The organism is Nocardia vermiculata NBRC 100427, assembly GCF_001613265.1.
Classification (GTDB): Bacteria; Actinomycetota; Actinomycetes; order Mycobacteriales; family Mycobacteriaceae; genus Nocardia; species Nocardia vermiculata.
On sequence record NZ_BDCA01000011.1, the window covers coordinates 102,713 to 122,753 of the forward strand.

The following is a 20,041-nucleotide window of genomic DNA, read 5'->3' on the forward strand; positions in this document are numbered from 1 at the left end:
GGTGTTACTTCTGTGGATCGGGGTTGTCGCCGCCGATCACACCGCCGGGGATTGTGCGCGGCGCGGAACCGAGCAATTCTTCGGTGTTCTCCATGGTGCGAAGCCATTCCGGGATTTCGTGCTTCTTCTCGTCTTCCTCGGACTTGCCTCTACCCATGCCGCCCATACCGGGCATCCCCATGCCTGGCCTGCCGTTGGCGCCGGCCTGAGCCGCCGCGGCCGGAACACCACCGGCACCGGCCGCCGGTGCGCCGGGGACGCTACGACCGGGCCCTGCGGAACCACCGCCGAGACCGCTTCCCGGAAGGCCACCACCTGGTAGGCCACCGAGGCCACCGCCCGGATAGGAGCCGGGGCCGAGGCCGGCGGCGCGGGTCGGCGCGGAACTCGGGTCGACGCCCGCGTGGGCGGTCGGGGTTCCCGGACTGCTCGTGCCCGCGGGCGATGTGGCCGTGGGAGTCGTCGACGCCGGATCCGTGCCGGTCGGATCTGTGTCGGCCGGTTCCTCATCGGCAGGGGTTTTCGGCGTGCCCGGGTCTGTGCCACCATCGGTGCCCGGATCGACACTCCCAGGCTGGGGGCCACCGGAATTGCTGTTGTCGATACCCGGGGTGCCGCCCTTGTTCGGGTCCAGGGTGAAGAGAGGATCGGTCGGGCTCACCGGCCGAGGCAGCACCGGAATCGCCTTGTCCGCCGCCGTGAAGTCGGCGACGTAATATTTCTTCATCGCGTCGCGCGCGTCATCACGAGCCTGGTCGATTTTGTCCTTGGCTCGCGGTCCCTCCCAGATCCCGATATCCCAACTCTTCGGGTTGATAGCCCACGCCGACTCTTTCGGTTCCGCGACATTGGTTTTCGTGTTGATGATGCCGGTGACCGTCGTCGATACCTGCGCCGCCAGACCTTTCAACGCCGGAGCGAAGTCCAACGCCCGCTGCGCGTAGTTGTTGATGGCCTGCCGTGACGCTTCGGCCGCGGCACCATCCCAGGCCGACGCACTGGAACGGCGGATACGCGCGGCGAACTCCTGGACGTTCACCTCCCAGTCGGCGCCCATACGTACATACTTACCGGCAGCATTGAACGCGTCGGTGGTATCCTGCGGATGAAATGCCCGGTAGATGGCCCAATGCTCGAGCGAATCGGGATGTTCCGGATTGGCGATCCGCGGATCCTCTGTGCCACTCAATATGTTTTTCCGTTCGGGAGCATGTACGGGCCTGCGACGTGCGTGGTGGAGGAGATCCCGCTCGGAGGCGGATTGGCGGAGATCTCGTTGTAATGGGCGGCGAATTCTTGATCGGTATCGATCAGCTTCTGAGCGATCGTGTGGTGCAGGATTTGGATATCGTCGATGATTTGATAGTGCTCTTCGAGGATGTCGTGAACATTATTATCCGACCCTTTCCCGGAGTCGCCCTTCGCCGCCTTCGAGCGAAACCAGTCGACCATCACCTTCGCAGAGGGAAGAATGTCCTGGTCCTCGCCCAGTCCCCAATGCTTTTGAGCAGCAAGATCCTTCGCTATCCGCTGCTGGTCTTGAATGAAGTCTTTGAACGCTTGACAGTCGCGGTCGATGTAGAAGAACTCTTCGGCGTTGAGCCGCACATTGCTATTAAAGTTTACGGTTAGCCGACCTTCCTGCGCCTCGGAAATCAGAGACTCCAGTGGCCGAGGTGTATCGGGTGCCATGACCTCCCCCTACTTCTTCGGATCCAACGCTTCCTCCGAGTGACTCCTAGCTGTCAGGCCGAGGCCGGGATCACCGACACGACCTTGTCTGCCAGCCGTTTCGCTATCTCGCAGGAATCTGTATCACCGGTCTTCCGACGGGATGCGGGATTGTCGATCGAAAACTGCAGGCTGCCACCTTTGAGTTCAAGGTTGAGCAGGCAGTCGTGCTGGATATCAGTGGCCTCGCTGTCGTGATACGTCACTGCCGCCCGCCCACCGATGGTGAGCTCCTCAGCGATCTTCCATTCGGCATTCTCTCGGATCATCGGCAAGGTGATGTTCGTGGTTCGAATGGATGTCGCGTAGCCGTCGGACTGCACCCAACCGCAGCCACGCCACTGTGTCCCCGCATTCCCGTCGGAATCAGCTTTGTTCTGGCCATGCAGTTCTTCGGAGTCCAGAATCGGCTGCATCGCGCCGGAGCAGGGATCGAAGGCGGTCGGTGCTGGTGGAAGCATGGTCGATGTCGCGGTATCCGCACTCGCCGATGGATCCCCATCGGTATCGGACCCACACCCCGCCAGCACCAAACCCGCTGCCGCCGTGCCTGCCAGTACTCGGCTGATACGCCCCCAACGACTCACGCGGACCTCCACCCCCGGTCCGCCTCGGTCATCATGATCGGGGCCCGGACCGGTCCTCGCCCCCAATGAAACTCGAGATGACGATACCGACGTGGCGGCGCCGTCCGCAAGAACGTGACACGGCGCTCATCTCGCACAATGCCTTGTTCAACCCGACTGCCGGGGCCGCCGCACGGTCGGGTGACGGTTCCCACCCGTCGCACGAACGACCTGGTAGTCCCCCAGCGCCCGCTCTGGGAAGCGCTAGGGAGGCCGAACGCCGGAGGTTACCGAGTCACCGTCAGCACCGAGTGAACTGACCGTCCGCGACGCCCTTGGTGAACGCATCCCACTCGTCTGAGTCATAGGTCAGACGAGTCGTTCCGGAACTGACGACAGCGCCGCCGTCGCTATGCACTGTCACCGAGACGTCTACTCCGGCCGCACCGGTAGTACGCGACAACGCGAGATCCAGAAGTGTCGACCACTCGGTGGCAGGCATGGTGATGATCGGCTGTTCCGCCTCGGGGCCAAGGTACTTGCTGTCACGCACTTGGATCAGCTCGCCGACGGATCGGACCTCCACACAACTGTTGGCATCCTTGCTGAACGTGGACTTGAACCATGAAGTTTCGGACAAGTCAGTGCTGTTCACGCTCACACCCCTCCATCGCTAGGCGACCAACTGTACCGAGTCACCGTCAGCACCGAGTGAACTGACCGTCCGCCACGCCCTTGGTGAACGCATCCCACTCGTCCGAGTCATAACTCAGGCGAGTCGTCCCAGCGGCGATGACACCACCGCCGTCACCATTCACAGTCACCCAGACATCCGCCCCGGCTACACCCGACGTACGCGACAACACGAGATCCAGAAGTGTCGACCAATCGGCAGCAGGAACGGTGATGATCGGCTGTTCCGATTCAGGACCGGAGTACTTACTGTCGCGGATGAGCACTGCCTCATGCCGGTTGGCGACCTCTACGCACGTCTTGTCTGCGCCGCTGAAACTCGATTTGAACCAGGTGGTGCTCATGTTGTCAGAGTAATCGCCCCGCGATCCGGTCGATCAGCGCCGCTGAGGCGTCTCGATCCAAGGCGATCGACCACACTCGCGAGTACAGGTAGTCCAGGGCATCGACTTGCCGCTGGTCTGAGCTGAGTTGGCCATGGATCGCCGTTTCGAGCCACCCCACCGCAGGTAGTCGGGAATTGTCGAACTCCAGCAGGTGAAATGTCGCCGCGTTGAGGCCGGCCATCGATCCTTGGGCATCGAAAGGCACCACCCGTAGGTCCAGGTTCGCCGGGTGCCGCTCGATCATGTGAAGAAGATGTTGCAACTGCGCTTGTTGTACGGCCGGGCCACCGACTTCTTGCATCAGGGCTGCCTGGCCAACGATAACCGAGAACTCGAGCGCGTCAGCCCCCTCGAGGCGACGCTGACGCTGCAGGCGAGCACGAACACGCTGGTTGGCTTCGGTCGGACGACCGGTCGCGCCCACAGACGAAACCAGAGCTCGCACATAGTCTTCCGTCTGAAGCAAGCCCGGGACGACACCGTTGTCGACACTGCGGATACGGCAAGCACCATCTTCGAGCCCGTAGAACCTGCTCTGTTCGTCGTCGAACAACGCCGAGTACTCGTCCCACCACCCCTTCCCCTTCGCCAGCTCGCGGAGCGCCATCAGTTCGCGCTGTTCGTCGGGTTCGAACTCGAGCAGATCCAGCAACGGCCGCAACTTCTCCTCGGTCAACACCCCTTGGAAGTGCGTGACCTGGGACCAGTACGCGGCACTGATCCCAAGCGCCCTCTGAATCTTCGTTGCTGTCACGCCAAGAGTCTTGCTCTGCTCCCGAATGCGCAGCATGAGTTCCCATCCCGCCACCGTGGGCGATGTACGGCTCATCCCATCCCTTCCCGCCTCATCCGATACGTCAAAGATAACACCTACTTGCAGACTGAATTTAAGTAACGTACGGTTTCGGGTGTTCGGGGTCACAGTCTTCCAAGTTCGATCCATACCGGTGGGAGTGGGTTGCGGTGGCAGTGCAGATCATTTCGACCTCTTCGAAGTGGCGATGGAACACCTCAAGATGCGAGGCCGGCTTGCCGGGCCCGTGGGCTGCACCGCCCCTACCTGGGCACAGGTTATCCAAGCACCATCCGCCGCGTTGCTTTACACCGAAATAGCCAGCCACCCAACACGTTTGGCGCCATAAATGGGATCACGCCAGGCCAAACCCTTCGGGTTCGCGATGAGCCACTACTGGTCCGAAATACCCAATAGCCCAACCAGTCCGGACGACGGCCGACACCGAACCGACAGCTCGGCACGGATTCCCGCCAACGGTGCGGGAAACAAACAGAGGGGACTCTCATGACCAGTTGTGATTGGTGCCTGCTGCTTCTGATCTGCAATCTGACCGGGCTTACGTTGGCGCTGCTCCGGCTGCCGCTCAATGGCGAGCGGCGCCGGGACCGGCGATGAGGGGCGATCGCCCGATTGCGCTGGGCTTTACCCATCCGGATGCGGATGTGTCGGAGTGGGATCTCGCGCAACTGCGGCGACTGGCACGGCACCTCGGGTACAGGCTGGTGTGGCCGCCGGAGACGAGCCGGATACCGCTCGTCGACCAGGTCCGCGCGACCGGAGCCGAGGCCGTGATCGCACCGTCGACCGACCACATCGGGCCCGTCACCCTGCAAGCGGTGATGTGCGTTGCCGACGTCGAAACCGTCCGACCACGACTGTCCTTCGCTCGCTGGGCGAACGGAACTCGACCCTGAACTTTCCAGTACACCGACGGCCACATCGGCCGGTCGGAGCGAATTCGTTCTCGTCCACCATGAATCGAGGTTCGATGAGTGTGTCCCGTCCGGTCGACAGCGATATGAACGCTGTATTCAACTACTACCGAAAGCACCGTGGCCTGCCCGTATCAATCGATCCTTGCTCGGGTCAGTTGGTCGTGAAAACTGGTGCCATAGCGGCGATTACCATGCCCGACACGCTCGGCGAGCGGGTGTCGACTTCCCTGAGTGCGGTAGGTACCGAAGCCGGGCCGATCATTCTGCATATCCGCAGTCGGCGGTGGACGTTCCTGCTGGAGCCGGACATCGCGTTCGAGGACTATGCACTGTACGCCGAGATGTATTGCCGTTCAGTCACTGTCGCACCGCTCGGAGCCAGTGTGGCACTGCCCTTTCCGAATGATCCGGGCGACAGATATCGCCGCTGGAAGCAACTGCCGCTGGGGAGCTTCCGTCCATCCGCCGCACTGGTGCTCGAGCACGTCCGGAACGAGGTGGTCTGACCATGTTCGCGATCGTGACTGCACTGATGGGGGCCGTCTGCTGCGTATTCATCGGCATTGGATGCTGGTGGCCACCGCGTGAGCCGGGATTGACCGTTGCCGGTGTCCAACGCCGACTAGCATTCGAAAGTTACTGCCGCCGACTCGAATCCCAATGGCCCGCACGCACCGGCGCCGAATCCGACCACGACCTGGTCCTGACCCGGCTGCACACGATGGCCGCCACCGACGCTCAGCGGGCACAGGGATACCGGCACAATGCCATTCACCGCTGATCCCACCGTGGTGATCGTGCCCGGACTGCGCACCCACGCCCCGGACCACTGGCAGACCAGACTCGCCGCAGAGCTCCCCCGAGTACGCATCGTGCCGCCACCCGACCCGGACGCACTGAGCCTGGCGGCCCGAGTCGCGGCTCTCGACCGGGTGCTATCAGCGGTGGACAGTCCGGTGGTACTCGTCGCCCACAGCGCCGGAGTGATCATCACCGCGCACTGGGCTCGACAACCATCCAGAACGATCCACAGTGCACTGCTGGCAACCCCGCCCGATATCGAAACTCTGCTTCCCCCAGGCTATCCGACGACAGCCGAGTTGAACGGAACCGGTTGGATCCCGATTCCGCGCCGCCGCTTACCGTTCCCGAGCATCGTCGCCGCCAGCACCACCGACCCACTGGCCTCGCCGTCACGAGTCACCGAGTTCGCCGAGGGATGGGGAAGCCTACTGATCGAACTCGGCGACGTCGGCCACCTCAACCTAGCCTCCGGATTCGGACCCTGGGCTCGGGCACACGAGCTACTCGACGCCACAATCGAGCTCGGCAGTTCGTCGACCCACACGTGACATGCCACCACCCGCCGCTAGACGAGTAATTCCCAGGGGTGATCCTGGCTTGGTGCGGCCTGGTGCTTGTAAATATCAAGCCGGCCTGCGGCACGCCGCGCTCAGGGGCCTACTCACCCGTCAGGCGAAGCGCACCGTTAGCCTCTCGTCCACCGGGTTCGACGCATCCCGCTCGGCTGCTTCGGTCAGCACGGAGGCGATCGCTTCAAACGCTTCAACACCCATCAGCTCCCGGCTGACCCCGGAGCTTTCCCAGACGATCTCGACCGGGCGTTCGACGTCCGTGGTCAGGCGGTCCCACAGGGCGTCCAGGTTGTGCCCGTAGTACGGACCGAAGTCCAGGGGTCCCGACAGAGCGTTGTGCAGGTCCGCATGGGTTCGGATCTGTGTCCCGTCGATGGTGGCGCGCATGGTCTCGCTTCCAGTTCGACAGTGGGTAGAAGTAGAGGTAGTGGCTCGAAATAGGTTGGGCGGCAAGGTGTTGTGGCAAGAGGATTGAGCGAGGGTGTTCAAGATCGTGTTGTGACGAACGAAATCAACACCCTCGCAACAGCACTCTATGTCAAGATCAGACGCCACGGCGGCAAAACCCCAGCCGGAGTCACCGTCCGCGTCCTGCAACGACTCCTCGCCCTCACCGCTGCGATCTGGCACAACGACAGGACCGGCGCACCTATACACCGATCACTCACCGCCTATGGTCACTGACCCCTGGGAATTACTCGTGTAGATGATCAGCGCTACTCCAGGAGAAGTACCTCCGGCCCCGAGCATTCACCGGAGGTCTTCGATCACCTTCGCCAGGTCTGTCATCTGCTCCTCGTTGACCGAGTAATGGGTGATGGAGTATTCGTCGCGGTAACGCCGCAGGGTGTCGGCGATGCCGCGGGCCGACCCGTGGAGGAACCCGGGCAGGTGGCGCAGCTGCGCATCGGAGAAGTCGGGCTGGAACATGCGGGGCAGTGTCAGATCGACCTCGCCGTGCCCCTCGACCGCTACCGCCTGCACCGTCAACCCCAGTTCGATATCGGCGAAACGTGGTCCGGCAGCGTCACGAACGAATTGGGCGCGGCGGCCGAGCGCGGCGTCGCCGATCTCGTCGGAGTCGATATCGGCACCGACGGGTATCCCGGCCAGCGATATGGTGTCGGCATGTTCGGCGGCCACCCGCAGGAGGCGGTCGCCGCCGCCGGCCACCAGTAGCGGAATGTCGTGATGCACCGGCGGTTGGTGATCGCCCGCGACCAGAGCCTTGGTGTCGACGATCAGGTCGCGCAGGTGCTCGATGCGCTGCCGGGCGCTCGGGAACGGCAGCCCCAGTGCCTCGAACTCGGGTTTCGCGAAATCCGGTCCGGCACCGAGCCCGAGCTCGAACCGCCCGTCCGTCAGTTGCGCCACGCTCGCGACATCGCGGGCCAGCCAAGCGGACCGATAGAAGGCCCCGTCCAGCACCATGGTGCCGACGTGCACGCGATTCGTCGCCTCCGCCATCGTGATCAGCGCGGGGAACGGCGAAATCATGCCCAGATGATCGGGCACCGTGATCACGTCGTAGCCCAGGTCCTCGGCCTGTTGCGCCTTCTTCCGCCACTCGGCACGCGAATCAGCGCCGCCGAGTCCGACAGAGAACCGAAACGGGCGCGGTGCCATATTATTTCGATCTGCTTTCACTCCGTCGACGGTACGCACACCACTTGCACCGATCTTGCATGTTGCTTGCGCGCGTGACGAACGCAGCGTGTGGAACACCAGATTCGACACGACTCAGCCCATGCTGCTCAATCATCGCCTGCTCAGCGAGATAGGTTTGCGTCCATTCCAGCGCTTCCTGAGCAATAGGCACCGGCGATTGGCCCATTATACGTCGCGAATACCGCTGTGCAGCAGCAAGATTGGCTGTACATTCCGGTGTTGCATCAGACCCCACTGTGCGACAGTGGTTTTCACACGCTAGTGTGAGCGTGCGCCGTTCAAGGGGGACGGTTGAAGTGGAGGGAAATCAAGAATGAAGGTCGGAAAGATCACTGCTGCCGTTTTCATGGCTGTTGCCGCGGTGGGTGTCACCGCAGCTACCGCCAATGGTCAGCCCGCTGTGGCGACCGAGCAGCCGGCCGTAGTGGCTTCGGGGGACGCGACCTCGGGTGTTGTGAACGGAATCAACTACAACACCACGGTCTCTCCGGTGGAGAAGACCATCACCTGGGCAGTCGACAGCGGTCGGTTCGAGGTTGCCTCGGACGGCTCTGCGGTGCTGCTGCAGGGCGACAACGGTCAGACGGTGGATCAGGTGTCGCTGCGATCCGAGGTGGCCGGACTGCCGGTCGAGTTGACACCGGAGATCAGCCAGGACGGACGGAGCGTGCAGTTGGCGGCGTCGATGACTCCGCAGGACAGTGCGACGCTGCAGGATGTCGCTGACGCACAGGACATCAGCAGCTCCTACGACCGGCTCATGGTTCAGGTCAACAAGAACATGCCCGGAATCATCGTGGGCGCCGTGATCGGCGCGTTCGTTCCGTTCCTGTGGCTGGTGTCGATCCCGGCCGGTGCGCTCATCGGTGGATACGTGATGGGTGGCCAGCCGTTCCTGGACGCGGTGATCGCGTTCGCGACCGGTCAGCCCTGATCTGACGCCACAACCTCCTGTGGGCCCGCGAGCGATTGCGGGCCCACAGGGGCGTCATCCGGTCGGCAGTCACCACTCGAACGTCGGTCTGTCAGCGGATGTGCAACGGGGACGACGGCGGGAACTGCACGCGCAGTGACGACAACGAGCGATGGAAGGGGCCGGGCCGCCAGGTCAGGGCCTCGGCCAACCTGATTTCGGGGAGCGCGTCGAGAAGCTGGTCGATGGCATCCTGGGCGATCAGGTATGCCATCGACTGAGCCGGGCAGGTGCGCGGCCCGGCCCCCCATGCCAGATGGGAGCGGTTGCCGGTGCGATCACCACCGCGAACCTCCGGATCGTTGTTGCAGGCAGCGATACTGATGACGACGGGCTGATGAGCGGGCAGCCAGGTGTCGTCGATGAGGATCGGCTGGCGCGGGTAGGTCAGTAGATAATTCGCCAGCGGCGGGTCGTTGAAGAGAACATCGTCGAGTGCCTCCCGGGTGGACAGACTTCCACCGAGCACTCCCCCGCCCACGCGGTCGTCGGTGAGGATGAACAGCAGCGTATTGACGATGAAGTTCTGCTGGAATTCGATCCCGGCGCCGTACTGACTCGCCAGTTGATGAACCATCTCCGTATCGTCGAGTTCTGCCGGATGTCGCAGCAGCGCGGAGGTCAGGTCGGCACCGGGGGCGGCCCGTTTCAGGGCGACCAGTTCCAGCATCGCCGCACTGATCATCTGGTTGCCCTGATCGGCATGGACGCCCTCGACGATCGCCGCCATACCGGCGGCCATCTTCTGGCCGATCTCCGGCGGGCAGCCGAACAGCGAGTTGAGCACTCCGAAGATCAGTGGAAACGTGTACTGGCTGATGAGGTCGGCGCTGCCGTCCTCGCAGAAGGAGTTGATCAGCGACACGGCGATCTCCTCCACGGTGCTGTGCAGCGCGTAGAGATCGACCTTTCCGACGCTCTCGGTGGTCGCCCGGCGATAGCGCGCCGCCTCCGCCCCAGCGCTCCTGGTCGCCATCGGACGCCACTCCATCATCGGCAGCACCGGGCAGTCGGGCGGCATTTGCTGCTGCCAGGTGCGTGGATCGGCTGGAAAATGCTCGGGATCGTTGAGAATCCGCACCGCGGTCCGGTAATTGATGACCAAAGTGGCGGGCACACCGGGCGCCAACTCCACCGGAATCAGGGAGTGATCCCGCTTTCGCATTTCACGATAGTAATGATGCGGATCGGCGGCGAATTCCGTTGCAAACAACGGCATTCGCGGCTCATCGGAGTCGAACGGCAAGACGGCGTGCGTGGGGCACGACCGGTCGGACGTTCCGGACGGGACGGTACTCAACAGAAAACTCCAACGGAAGTTAGGACAGCTAGACTGTTCCCGGCTTGCTCATGCGGAAGATGTGCTCGCCGAATATTTTCGCGCCACGAGTTCCGCCGGGGCGGTGCGACGGCCGGCGGTCGAGCCTCGAGCGGCGACCGATAGGAGGGAGCGCAGTGACCACCGGGTCGGCGGCGCAACACCCCCGGCGAGGCCGCGGACGCCCGCCAGGATCCAACGGTGTACACACGCGCGACTCCATTCTGCTCGCGGCGCGCGAGCTGTTCAGCGAAGTCGGCTACGAACGTGCGACATTCACCGGCATCGCAATCCGGGCGGGGGTAACGCGCACCAATATCAACAACTACTTCCGGAGCAAGGACGAGCTCTACCGCACATTGTTCGACACGGACAAGGACAGTGTGATCACCGCCGGCATCGCCGAGGCCGGGGCGGCGGCCGACCTCGCCGATCGAATCGCCGCGTTCCTGCACATCATCATGCGAGCTGATTCCGAGAACCGCACCTACGTACGGTTTCTCGCATCCTCGCTGTTCGACGCCCTGCGCAATCCGGAGCTCGGTGAATGGGCAGCGGGGCAGATCGACAATGTGCGCGACTTCATCCGATCCATACTCGACGCCGCTGTCGCGGACGGGACGATCGGACCGGCAGTCGACCTCGCGACCACCACCGAGGTACTCATCGCGGTGGTCTGGGGGATGAGCATGTACGCGGGGTTCGTCGGAACCGAAGACCAGCTCGAGCCGATGATCGACTATCTCGCCGCCCTGCTGCGCGGCACCCTCTGGTAGCCGCGGCCGGTGCCCGCGGGGGCCGGCCCACCGTCCGGTGCGCCGGCCCCGATACCGCATTGTTCGAATCATCCGAGGATGGTGACCGTGCCCGCGTCACCATCGAGTCGAATGCGTTGCCCGTCACAGATCCGGTAACTGCCGTTTCCGGTGCCACACACACAGGGAATCCCGAGTTCACGGGCCACGATCGGACCGTGACTGAGCAGACCCCCGTAATCGGTCACCACGCCTGCCGCCACGAGAAACAACGACACCCAGCTCGGGTCCGTAGTCTCACAGACCAAGATGTCACCGTCGTCGAGTTCGGTGGTCGCCGGATCGCGAACCACCCGGGCGCGCCCCTCGACCACCCCACCGCTGGCGGCGACGCCGGTGACGACGCTGGAAACATCCGGGACGGGAGCGCCGGACTCACCGGCCTTGGTCAGTACCGGCACACCCGCCCATGCCTGCGGTAGCCGGAAGTCGCAGCGCTGTTCATATTCCGCTCGGCGAGCCTCGACCAGTTCCCGACGATCATCAGTGATCCCGGCGCGCACTTCGTCGTAGGACAGATGGAAGATGTCGTCGATACGGTCGATCACACCCGATTCGACCAGTAGGGCGCCCTGCCGCCGCGCGGCGGCCCGCGCGATGTCGAAGGTGAGCAGATATCCGGCTTTGCCCTGCTCGCGCAGGGCAATCCAGCGTGCAGCCCACCGTACGTACCGAGCGGCCCCACGACGCTTTCGCCGCGGCAGGGCTGCCTGGAGTTCGGCCAGCGCGCGTTGTCTGCTCGCGATCTGTTCCCGGCTCCTGTTGCGCGGCGCCCGTGGGCTGTCCACTGGAATCGCGCGGTAGTCGGCAAGGCGGTTGAGGATCGGGGCAGGGTCCTCTCGCCAGGTCACCCCGGACAACTGGCCCTCGTTGTTGCCGTGGTAACCGTGCCGATCGGTGAACTCTCGCAGTGAGATCTGCTCGTGCGCCAGCGCCCACAGATCGTGTGCGATCTCGCTCTCGTCGGATCCGACTCCGGACAGCAACGCAGGCGCCAGATGGACCAGGTCCAGCCCCGCCAGCATCTCGGTCACCCGGTCCGCAAGCCCGGAACTGACGAAGGCCACCAGCATATGTTTGGTCAGCATGCGCTGGAAACGCTCACGCGCGTCGTCGAGCAGCGCCACACATCCCGCATGGTCGAGCGTGTCGATACTGTCCAGATGGGCGAGCCGCCAGCGGCGCAGGTCCGCGAACTCGGTGTCGTGCTGCTTGGGCAGTCGCAGCACCGCCGCAGGCGCCTTCGCAACGATGACGGGATAGCGTCGAGCACTGTTCGCATCGACGGTCTCCGGTCGGACATAGCCGAAGAGCTGCTGTTCGACCGCTGATGCCGAGGTGCCAGGGGTGATGTTCGCGATCTCCCGGAAGTTATCGATATTGGCCGCGGCCCGCCCGGCGAACAGCGTCCAGAACATGTCCTCCGATCGATCGGGAACGACGACCTGCTTCGTCGTCAGCACCCCCAGGTTCCGGAATGTGGTGCGAGTGGCCAATTCCACCGACGCGTTGATGAATGTGAAGCCCAGCGTCGTGAAGACCCCGGGAAACGCCTCCGCGACATTGCCGGTGGTCCAGGTAACCGAGGGGTCGATCGTCGCATTATCGAGCGTTTCCTCGACGATCTCACGGGTGCTCATCGATGCTTCTCCATCCGGCGTCGCAGCAGCAGCTCGGGCAGGGCACCCGGCGCATCGTGGGGGGATTGTGCGCGCGCCCATCGGGTCAGCAGCGCGATATCGGGATCGTCGACCGGGGCGCCGGCGGTGACGGCCAGCTCACCCGCGTATACCACCCCGGACACTGCGTCGACGGTGACGGTCTGCCCAGCCAGCATCATGAGTGATCCGGTGCCGCAACCGACTACGCAGGGCACCGCCATCTCACGACAGACCACTGCCGCATGCGAGGTCGAGCCGCCCAGTTCCGTGATCACCGCAGTGGCTACGGCCATAGCCGGTACATCGTCCGGGTCGGTAGTGGGCCGGGCCAGGATCACTTTTTCCCCCTGGCCCGCCCTTTCCTCGGCTTCGGCGGAATCGGTGACGACGACACCGGTGGCGATGCCCGGACACGCCGGTTTACCGGTCGCCACAGGCTCGGACGTATCCAGCACACCGTGATCGAGTCGCGGGGCCAGGAGCGCCCGAACCTGCTCGGGCCCCACACGGTCGAGCGCTTCGCTCTCGGTGATCAACCCGGCCTGCCGCAGGAGCACCGCATGCCGGACCGTGGCCTCCGGAGTACGTTTAGCGGTCCGGGTCTGCAGTAACCACAGTCTGCCGCTCTCGACCGTGAACTCGATATCCTGCACATCGCGGTCGAGGGCTTCCAACTGGGCTCCGGCCGCGAGCAACTCGGCATGCACCGCGGGCAGCGTGGCAGCCAGCTGTGCGAGCGGCTGTGCGTCGGTGCGGCCGGACACCACATCTTCGCCCTGGCCGCGCGGTAGCCATTCGCCGTAGGGTTCAGCTCCGCCGGTGAGCGGGTTGCGGGTGAACAGCACGCCGGCCCCCGAACGATGGTCGAAGTTACCGAACACCATCGCCTGCACCGTGACCGCCGTGCCGGTGTCATCGGACAGGCCTCGGCTCTCGCGGTAACCGACCGCCCGCGGCAAACGCCAGGAACGCAACACCGCAATGATCGCGTGGCGCAGCTGTTCCCACGGGCACGCGGGCGGCGGGCAGCCGACAACATTCTCGAACTGCGCACGAAAGCGGCGCCGGGTATCGGCCGCAAAAGCGGCATCCGCGGAGTGTTCCGCCAAGGCGCGTTCGACCTCGTCGGTCATCCCGAGGTTGAGGACGGTATCCATCATCCCGGGCATACTGGTCGCTGCGCCCGAGCGTACCGAGACGAGTAGCGGCTGTGGGCCGGCACCGAATCGGCGGCCCGTGCTCGCCTCGAGTTCGGCCACGGCAGCGGGCATGGCCTCCCATACCTCCGGCGGCAGCGACTCACCCGTCCGCTGCATATGGCGGCACACCTCGGTGGTGATGACGAAGGCAGGCGGGACCGGGAGTCCGAACGCCGACATTCGCTGCAGGCCCCAGGCCTTGCCGCCCAGTAGTTCGGGTCCGGCGGTAATGGTCGGTCCGAGCGAGAGAACCGAAGGATGTCCGGTGGTGGTCACCCCACCTGCCCCGCAGCTTCTTCCTGTACTCGGGTCAGGCCGGCGAGACCCATCAGCTCCTCGTGTAGTTCGAACCAGATGGTGTGGTAACTGTCGACGAGTGGCCGGGCCAACCAGGCCGTATCGCCGGAGCGAACCCTCGCCAGTGCCGCGGCGAACCGGTGCGGGTACTGAGCAAAGCGTGGTACCAGCTCGATGATTTCGGCGAGCAGCGGCGCGAAACCTTCATGCAGTTCGCCCAGCCGGGCCACGATCCGCTCGTCGTATTCGGCATCGGTATGGTCGTTCGGACGGGTGCCACCAATGAGTTGCCAATCGGTGATCAGTTGTTTGATATCGGCGTTCACTGCACGGAAGCGCAGATACCGGGGACCGAGCAGAGCTTGATCGACGCCGACCCGCTCGGTCACCAGCAATGTCTCCAGTCGCGCGCGGCCCTCGGCCGTGATCGCGATGCGGGGACCCATACGCCGGAGCATTCCCGCGGCCAGTAGCGGTTCCACCACCGCGAGGAGATCGGCCTCGGCGAGCCCAGCTGCCGTGGTGAGATCGGCCTCGGTGGGTCGTACTTTGAATCGTGTGGCCTGCAGGATCTGCAGTTCATATGACATGGTGTATCCCCTTCTGTCGTCGCCGGCTACGCGACCCGATGCAGGATCGCCTGCTCGAAAATGCCCGCACCGCTGCGACCGTCGATATCGAAGGACAGGAAGTCGTCGTAGACCCCCAACGCCGGCCCGTCGGTCTCGGCCGGCCCCGCCGGTACCCGGAATCCGCCGTGCCGGGCGTCCAGTGCTATCCGGCGGCTGGTCTTATCAGCGAGTTCGAGTCGAGCCCAGCGGAATTGTGCGGCACCGTCGCGGGCGAAAGTGATTCCGGTAATCGCTGTCGTACCGGCGCTGTCGACGACGAACCCATCTGCTGTCAGTGTGTCGTCGGCACGTCGGAACTTCATCGCCGAGACGAACGCCGAGTCGCCCACCGCGAACAGTGCGGCGAATTCGACCCATTGCGATGTCTCGTCACGAAACCCCCATGTGCGGTCGCGCATGCCATGACCGGCGGTGACCACAGTCTGCCCCTCCACGGTTACACTGCCGGTGACGGTGCAGGCCTGCTGGAAATGCTGCAGCGGCGCGGCCTCCCCGAGCGCCGGGATGGCATTGTTGACGGTGTAGTCGGCGGCGACGAACAGCGGCGCGTTGACGAGTTCGGCCCGCACGGATGGGTGCTCGATCCGCACCCGGCCGTCCAGCCCGAAACGAATACTGTCGCTACTGAAGGTGCCCGCATCCAGAGTTTCGACCACTTCGGTGGTCCGGCCCGCCACCGAGACGCTGAACCGGGCCCGGCGGGTGTCGGGCGCGTTCGGCGAGGTCGAGACATGAACCGTGCCGAATACCTGTGCGGCGCAGTCCCAGAACGAGAGGTAGGCGTTGTCCTTCCACACCGGGTCACCGGCACCGGCGGCATCGGCGTGGATGGGTTCGGACAGCTTGCCCCAGTGCTGCTCGGTCGGGGTGACGGTGGTCATCGACGGCTCCTTGCGGTCAGGACGCGCGAGAGATCTGGACACGGAACCGGCACCACCAACGATAGAGGCGCCGGGCAACTATTCCCAGCGGGGGCGACACCATCGGATGTCTCGACACTCATATCGGAACCTCCGATTGCCGACCCAGCATGCGAGTGCGCGGATGTGAGCAGTGAACGGCCGCATGGGAATACGGTCACACCGGCATCAGGGACACTGCGCAGAAGTGAGGCTATACGAAATGACGGTGCTGTCAATTTATACAGCGGGCACCGCGACGGCATCGACATCTCGGGCGCGACACCAGGCATGCGCAACGGCCGGCCCCCAACTCGGGGACCGGCCGTTGTGCCGGTGCGAAACTACTTGCGCCGCTTGGACTTCGGCGGCTTGTTGCGCTTGGAATCCGTCCGGGCGGCCTCGCGGCGTTCGCGGCGGGTGGCACCGTTGGACTGGTCCTCCCCATATTCCTGGGCGGCGCTGTGCACCTCGGCGCGGCCGCCCTCGTCGGGGCCGGAGTAGCTGAGGCCACGCGGGCCGCCGTCGTCGATTCCCTTGGCGCGCAAGGGCGCCGGGGCGTTGGCCTCTACCGCGGGGGCCGGGTGGGCAGCGCCCACCGGGGAGCGCAGGCCGGGGTTGACGGCGGGCTGCTGTTCGGGGGCCGGCTGGACCTCGACCTGGAGGTTGAACAGGAAGCCGACCGACTCTTCCTTCAGGCCCTCGAGCATGGCGTAGAACATGTCGAAGCCCTCGCGCTGGTATTCGACCAGCGGGTCACGCTGGGCCATCGCGCGCAGGCCGATGCCCTCCTTGAGATAGTCCATCTCGTAGAGGTGTTCGCGCCATTTGCGGTCCAGCACCGACAGCAGCACCTGACGCTCCAGGTTGCGCATGCTGCCCTCGCCGGCGAGGTCGTCGATCTCCTTCTCGCGGCGCGCGTAGGCGTCGTGCGCGTCGTCCAGCAAGGTTTGCAGCAAGTCCTCACGGGTGAGCTCGCCGATCTCACCGTGTTCCGCTTCGCCGGTCAGGGCCTGGTATTCCATGCTCACCGGGTACAGCGTCTTCAGCGCGGTCCACAGCTTCGCCAGATCCCAGTCCTCCACATAACCTTCGGCGGTGGCGCCGTTGACGTAGGCGGTGATCACATCGGTAATGAGGGACTGAACCTGGCCCTCCATATCCTCACCGGACAGGATGCGCTGGCGCTCGTCGTAGATGACGGTGCGCTGCTGGTTCATCACCTCGTCGTACTTCAGCACGTTCTTGCGGATTTCGAAGTTCTGCTGTTCGACCTGGGTCTGGGCGCTCTTGATGGCGCGCGAGACCATCTTCGCCTCGATCGGCACATCGTCGGGCAGGCTGAGCCTGGTCATGATCGACTCGAGCGCGGCACCGTTGAAGCGCCGCATCAACTCGTCACCGAGCGACAGATAGAACCGCGATTCACCGGGATCGCCCTGACGTCCGGAACGACCACGCAACTGGTTGTCGATACGCCGCGATTCATGGCGCTCGGTGCCCAGCACGTAGAGCCCGCCGGCCTCGCGCACCAGGTCGGCGTCTTCTTCGACCTGGTTCTTGACCTGCTCGAGCGCGGGCAGCCAGTTCGCCTCGTACTCGTCCGGCGTCTCCACCGGGTCGAGTCCCTGCTTGCGCAACAGGGTGTCGGTGATGATGTCGGGGTTGCCGCCGAGCACGATGTCGGTACCGCGACCGGCCATATTCGTGGCCACGGTGACCGCGCCGGGCCGGCCGGCCTCGGCGATGATCTGCGCTTCCTGCTGGTGGAACTTGGCGTTCAGCACGCTGTGCGGGATACCGCGCTTGGTGAGCTGCTTGGACAGATATTCCGAGCGCTCGACCGAGGTGGTACCGATCAACACCGGCTGGTTCTTCTCGTGCCGCTCGGCGATGTCGTCGGCGACGGCGGAGAATTTCGATTCCTCGGACTTGTAGATCAGATCGGCCTGATCCATGCGGATCATCGGCTTGTTGGTGGGAATCGGCACCACACCGAGGCTGTAGGTCTGATGGAGCTCGGCCGCCTCGGTTTCCGCCGTACCAGTCATACCGGACAATTTGTCGTACAGGCGGAAGTAGTTCTGCAGCGTGATCGTGGCCAGCGTCTGATTCTCCGGCTGGATCTCCACATTCTCTTTGGCCTCGATGGCCTGATGCATGCCCTCGTTGTAGCGGCGGCCGACCAGAATCCGGCCGGTGAATTCGTCGACAATGATGACTTCGCCGTCGCGGACGATGTAGTCCTTGTCGCGAACGTAGAGTTCCTTGGCCTTGATCGCGTTGTTCAGGTAGCTGACCAGCGGCGAGTTCGCGGCCTCGTACAGATTGTCGATACCGAGCTGATCCTCGACGAATTCGACACCCGCCTCGTGCACACCGATGGTGCGCTTCTTGATGTCGACCTCGTAGTGCACATCCTTCTTCAAAAGCGGTGCCATACGGGCAAATTCGGCATACCACTTACTGGAGGCGTCGGCCGGGCCGGAGATGATCAGCGGGGTACGGGCTTCGTCGATCAGAATCGAGTCGACCTCGTCGACCACGGCGAAGTTGTGCCCGCGCTGCACCAGATCGTCCAGCGAGTGGGTCATATTGTCGCGCAGGTAGTCGAAGCCGAATTCGTTGTTGGTGCCGTAGGTGATGTCCGAGTTGTAGGACTGACGACGTTCGGCCGGGCTCATCCCGGACAGGATCGAACCGACCGACAGACCGAGGAAGCGGTGCACACGCCCCATCCACTCGGCGTCACGCCGGGCCAGATAGTCGTTGGTGGTGACGATATGCACACCCTTGCCGCTGATCCCGTTGAGATACGCGGGAAGGACCGACGTGAGGGTCTTACCTTCACCGGTCTTCATCTCGGCGACATTGCCGATGTGCAATGCGGCGCCACCCATGACCTGCACCTTGTAGTGCTTCTGATTCAGTACCCGCCACGACGCCTCGCGAGCGGTGGCGAACGCCTCGAGCAGCAACTCGTCCAGCGATTCGCCGTCGGCGTGGCGCTGCTTGAATTCGTCGGTCTTGGCCCGCAGTTCCGCGTCGGTCAGGTCTGCGAATTCATCGTCCAGGCTGAGCACTTCATTCGCAAGATTTCCGAGCCGCTTGACGGTGCGACCTTCACCGAAACGTAGCAACCTCGTCAGATTCAGCGCAGGCACGGGTCTCGTCAGTCCTCTGGTCGATGGTGTCGTCTTACAGTGCTACATCCTCGGCACACCCCGTTGTTCCACGACATACCGGAGCCCCACCACATGGTATTGGCGAAATCCCCGGCGCACGGAAACGCGGCATCGTCCATGGTAATGCGGGCTCCATCGTAGGCGCCCGGATGGAGACAGGTCACACCCCGCGTCGAATATCCCCACACCGGCGCGCGGTGACCAGGCCGCCGCCCGGTGTCGGCCCCCTCGGGAGTTCAGCGCATCCGGACCGCGCTCACCCGCCAGCGGCCCCGCTGCTCGACCAGCCGTGCCGCGATCGCGAAACGGCGCGGGCCACGCTCGTAACCTGCGAAGACTTCGGCACCGTCGCCCGTCCAGGAGGTACGGACGCTGACCAGGGTCGCGGTGCCCAGCCGGCGCTCGCGGGCCGCCGTGCGGGCGAGTGTGTCCACCGCGGCCAGCACGGTCGGCTCCGCCACCGCGCGCAACTGGCCGAGCGGGCGACGGCCGTCGACCACCTCGAGGATCAGGCGCAGCGATCGCTCGGCGAACTGTGCCACCGCGTCCCCGGGCGCTGCGGGCACGGCCACGCCACCGGGTCGCACCGGGCCGCTGTGCTGGTCGCCGCGGGCCTCTCCGCTGCGGCGCAGTTCGGCGCCGGCCACGGCCCGCACACCGGACGATCCGGGCGAACGACCGCTGTGCGGCGATCGGCGCGCTGTCCGCATCCCGGCCCCACGAGTCGGCACACGCCGCCGTGGCGCTGTGATACCTCCGAGTTCCAGCGGCGGTTCACAGTTCGGCGCATACTTCGATGGATAGCGGAGGTACACCGGGTTTTCGAAAGACTCGAGCATTCGACACTCCCCTTGTCGGCCTGCCTCGGGCACTGATCGGATCAGCATGTCACGACCGAGGACCGCACGGAG

Annotated in this window: 21 protein-coding genes and 1 pseudogene; 7 read left to right on the forward strand and 15 right to left on the reverse strand. The window is 64.3% G+C overall.

The features are described from left to right. Positions 1 to 4 precede the first annotated feature (4 nt). From NV2_RS14150 to NV2_RS14175, 6 genes are all read right to left on the reverse strand, one after another. A complete protein-coding gene (locus NV2_RS14150; RefSeq protein WP_067873248.1) occupies positions 5 to 1,189 on the reverse strand; it encodes a hypothetical protein in 1,185 nt (394 codons plus the stop codon). After that, positions 1,186 to 1,692 (reverse strand): hypothetical protein, encoded by a 507-nt coding sequence (locus NV2_RS14155; RefSeq protein WP_067873251.1) that lies wholly within the window; start codon positions 1,690 to 1,692, stop codon positions 1,186 to 1,188. The genes NV2_RS14150 and NV2_RS14155 overlap by 4 nt, the downstream gene beginning before the upstream one ends. 53 nt (positions 1,693 to 1,745) lie before the next feature. Next, complete coding sequence (locus NV2_RS14160) at positions 1,746 to 2,330, reverse strand: DUF3558 domain-containing protein (protein WP_307613562.1); 585 nt, start codon at positions 2,328 to 2,330, stop codon at positions 1,746 to 1,748. A 268-nt stretch (positions 2,331 to 2,598) separates the two neighbouring features. Next, positions 2,599 to 2,958: a DUF397 domain-containing protein gene (locus NV2_RS14165; RefSeq protein WP_067873257.1), complete on the reverse strand. Its 360-nt coding sequence runs from the start codon at positions 2,956 to 2,958 to the stop codon at positions 2,599 to 2,601. Positions 2,959 to 2,998: 40 nt separating this feature from the next. After that, a complete protein-coding gene (locus NV2_RS14170) occupies positions 2,999 to 3,334 on the reverse strand; it encodes a DUF397 domain-containing protein (RefSeq protein ID WP_067873260.1) in 336 nt (111 codons plus the stop codon). Between the two features lie 4 nt (positions 3,335 to 3,338). Continuing rightward, complete coding sequence (locus tag NV2_RS14175; RefSeq protein WP_067873263.1) at positions 3,339 to 4,205, reverse strand: DUF5753 domain-containing protein; 867 nt, start codon at positions 4,203 to 4,205, stop codon at positions 3,339 to 3,341. 578 nt (positions 4,206 to 4,783) lie between these two features. Here NV2_RS14175 and NV2_RS14180 point away from each other — a divergent pair. The 4 genes from NV2_RS14180 (at position 4,784) to NV2_RS14195 (ending at position 6,459) form a co-directional block, all read left to right on the forward strand. Beyond that, complete coding sequence (locus NV2_RS14180) at positions 4,784 to 5,086, forward strand: hypothetical protein (RefSeq protein WP_067873266.1); 303 nt, start codon at positions 4,784 to 4,786, stop codon at positions 5,084 to 5,086. Between the two features lie 74 nt (positions 5,087 to 5,160). Next, positions 5,161 to 5,613, forward strand: a complete 453-nt coding sequence (locus NV2_RS14185; protein ID WP_157102900.1) for a DNA-directed RNA polymerase subunit beta — start codon at positions 5,161 to 5,163, stop codon at positions 5,611 to 5,613. 2 nt (positions 5,614 to 5,615) lie between these two features. After that, positions 5,616 to 5,888, forward strand: coding sequence for a hypothetical protein (locus tag NV2_RS14190; RefSeq protein ID WP_067873274.1), 273 nt, complete (start codon positions 5,616 to 5,618; stop codon positions 5,886 to 5,888). Beyond that, positions 5,872 to 6,459 carry an RBBP9/YdeN family alpha/beta hydrolase gene (locus NV2_RS14195; protein WP_067873277.1) on the forward strand — a complete coding sequence of 196 codons (588 nt, stop codon included), beginning with the start codon at positions 5,872 to 5,874 and terminating at the stop codon, positions 6,457 to 6,459. The genes NV2_RS14190 and NV2_RS14195 overlap by 17 nt, the downstream gene beginning before the upstream one ends. A 120-nt stretch (positions 6,460 to 6,579) precedes the next feature. On the opposite strand, the gene NV2_RS14200 is transcribed toward NV2_RS14195, so the two are convergent. Next, positions 6,580 to 6,870 (reverse strand): barstar family protein, encoded by a 291-nt coding sequence (locus NV2_RS14200; protein WP_067873280.1) that lies wholly within the window; start codon positions 6,868 to 6,870, stop codon positions 6,580 to 6,582. A 156-nt stretch (positions 6,871 to 7,026) separates the two neighbouring features. Between NV2_RS14200 and NV2_RS33030 the strand changes: the two are divergent. Beyond that, a pseudogene (locus NV2_RS33030) lies at positions 7,027 to 7,167 on the forward strand (IS982 family transposase); the annotation flags it as partial. 66 nt (positions 7,168 to 7,233) lie between these two features. Here the strand turns inward: NV2_RS33030 and NV2_RS14205 are convergent. Continuing rightward, positions 7,234 to 8,130 (reverse strand): TIGR03621 family F420-dependent LLM class oxidoreductase, encoded by an 897-nt coding sequence (locus tag NV2_RS14205; RefSeq protein ID WP_245662598.1) that lies wholly within the window; start codon positions 8,128 to 8,130, stop codon positions 7,234 to 7,236. Between the two features lie 334 nt (positions 8,131 to 8,464). On the opposite strand from NV2_RS14205, the gene NV2_RS14210 reads away from it, so the two are divergent. Then, positions 8,465 to 9,085, forward strand: coding sequence for a DUF8020 domain-containing protein (locus NV2_RS14210; RefSeq protein ID WP_067873286.1), 621 nt, complete (start codon positions 8,465 to 8,467; stop codon positions 9,083 to 9,085). A gap of 91 nt (positions 9,086 to 9,176) precedes the next feature. Here NV2_RS14210 and NV2_RS14215 read toward each other — a convergent pair whose 3' ends face one another. Then, a complete protein-coding gene (locus NV2_RS14215) occupies positions 9,177 to 10,289 on the reverse strand; it encodes a cytochrome P450 family protein (protein WP_373863565.1) in 1,113 nt (370 codons plus the stop codon). 290 nt (positions 10,290 to 10,579) lie between these two features. On the opposite strand from NV2_RS14215, the gene NV2_RS14220 reads away from it, so the two are divergent. Next, a complete protein-coding gene (locus tag NV2_RS14220; RefSeq protein WP_067873293.1) occupies positions 10,580 to 11,218 on the forward strand; it encodes a TetR/AcrR family transcriptional regulator in 639 nt (212 codons plus the stop codon). 68 nt (positions 11,219 to 11,286) lie between these two features. On the opposite strand, the gene NV2_RS14225 is transcribed toward NV2_RS14220, so the two are convergent. The 6 genes from NV2_RS14225 to NV2_RS14250 form a co-directional block, all read right to left on the reverse strand. Beyond that, positions 11,287 to 12,897, reverse strand: coding sequence for a PEP-utilizing enzyme (locus NV2_RS14225; protein WP_067873296.1), 1,611 nt, complete (start codon positions 12,895 to 12,897; stop codon positions 11,287 to 11,289). After that, entirely contained in the window at positions 12,894 to 14,393 is a 1,500-nt protein-coding gene (locus NV2_RS14230; RefSeq protein WP_084474648.1) for a pyruvate, phosphate dikinase, read from the reverse strand. Before NV2_RS14230 ends, NV2_RS14225 begins: the two co-directional genes overlap by 4 nt. Next, a complete protein-coding gene (locus NV2_RS14235; RefSeq protein ID WP_067873298.1) occupies positions 14,390 to 15,004 on the reverse strand; it encodes a hypothetical protein in 615 nt (204 codons plus the stop codon). Before NV2_RS14235 ends, NV2_RS14230 begins: the two co-directional genes overlap by 4 nt. A gap of 26 nt (positions 15,005 to 15,030) precedes the next feature. After that, the gene (locus tag NV2_RS14240) at positions 15,031 to 15,927 is read right to left on the reverse strand and encodes a DUF7064 domain-containing protein (protein WP_067873300.1); all 897 of its coding nucleotides are present in this window, start codon (positions 15,925 to 15,927) and stop codon (positions 15,031 to 15,033) included. A gap of 362 nt (positions 15,928 to 16,289) precedes the next feature. Next, positions 16,290 to 19,109: a preprotein translocase subunit SecA gene (gene secA, locus NV2_RS14245; protein ID WP_067873303.1), complete on the reverse strand. Its 2,820-nt coding sequence runs from the start codon at positions 19,107 to 19,109 to the stop codon at positions 16,290 to 16,292. Between the two features lie 257 nt (positions 19,110 to 19,366). Next, positions 19,367 to 19,786, reverse strand: a complete 420-nt coding sequence (locus NV2_RS14250) for an Rv3235 family protein (RefSeq protein ID WP_157102902.1) — start codon at positions 19,784 to 19,786, stop codon at positions 19,367 to 19,369. Positions 19,787 to 20,041: the final 255 nt, after the last annotated feature.

Bases quoted from the DNA above. Each gene is read 5' to 3' on its own strand.
- NV2_RS14155 (WP_067873251.1), bottom strand. From the start codon at position 1,692: ATGGCACCCGATACACCTCGGCCACTGGAGTCTCTGATTTCCGAGGCG.
- NV2_RS14170 (WP_067873260.1), bottom strand. From the start codon at position 3,334: ATGAGCACCACCTGGTTCAAATCGAGTTTCAGCGGCGCAGACAAGACG.
- NV2_RS14175 (WP_067873263.1), bottom strand. From the start codon at position 4,205: ATGAGCCGTACATCGCCCACGGTGGCGGGATGGGAACTCATGCTGCGC.
- NV2_RS14180 (WP_067873266.1), top strand. From the start codon at position 4,784: ATGAGGGGCGATCGCCCGATTGCGCTGGGCTTTACCCATCCGGATGCG.
- NV2_RS14185 (WP_157102900.1), top strand. From the start codon at position 5,161: ATGAGTGTGTCCCGTCCGGTCGACAGCGATATGAACGCTGTATTCAAC.
- NV2_RS14190 (WP_067873274.1), top strand. From the start codon at position 5,616: ATGTTCGCGATCGTGACTGCACTGATGGGGGCCGTCTGCTGCGTATTC.
- NV2_RS14195 (WP_067873277.1), top strand. From the start codon at position 5,872: ATGCCATTCACCGCTGATCCCACCGTGGTGATCGTGCCCGGACTGCGC.
- NV2_RS14200 (WP_067873280.1), bottom strand. From the start codon at position 6,870: ATGCGCGCCACCATCGACGGGACACAGATCCGAACCCATGCGGACCTG.
- NV2_RS14210 (WP_067873286.1), top strand. From the start codon at position 8,465: ATGAAGGTCGGAAAGATCACTGCTGCCGTTTTCATGGCTGTTGCCGCG.
- NV2_RS14215 (WP_373863565.1), bottom strand. From the start codon at position 10,289: ATGCGAAAGCGGGATCACTCCCTGATTCCGGTGGAGTTGGCGCCCGGT.
- NV2_RS14225 (WP_067873296.1), bottom strand. From the start codon at position 12,897: ATGAGCACCCGTGAGATCGTCGAGGAAACGCTCGATAATGCGACGATC.
- NV2_RS14235 (WP_067873298.1), bottom strand. From the start codon at position 15,004: ATGTCATATGAACTGCAGATCCTGCAGGCCACACGATTCAAAGTACGA.
- NV2_RS14240 (WP_067873300.1), bottom strand. From the start codon at position 15,927: ATGACCACCGTCACCCCGACCGAGCAGCACTGGGGCAAGCTGTCCGAA.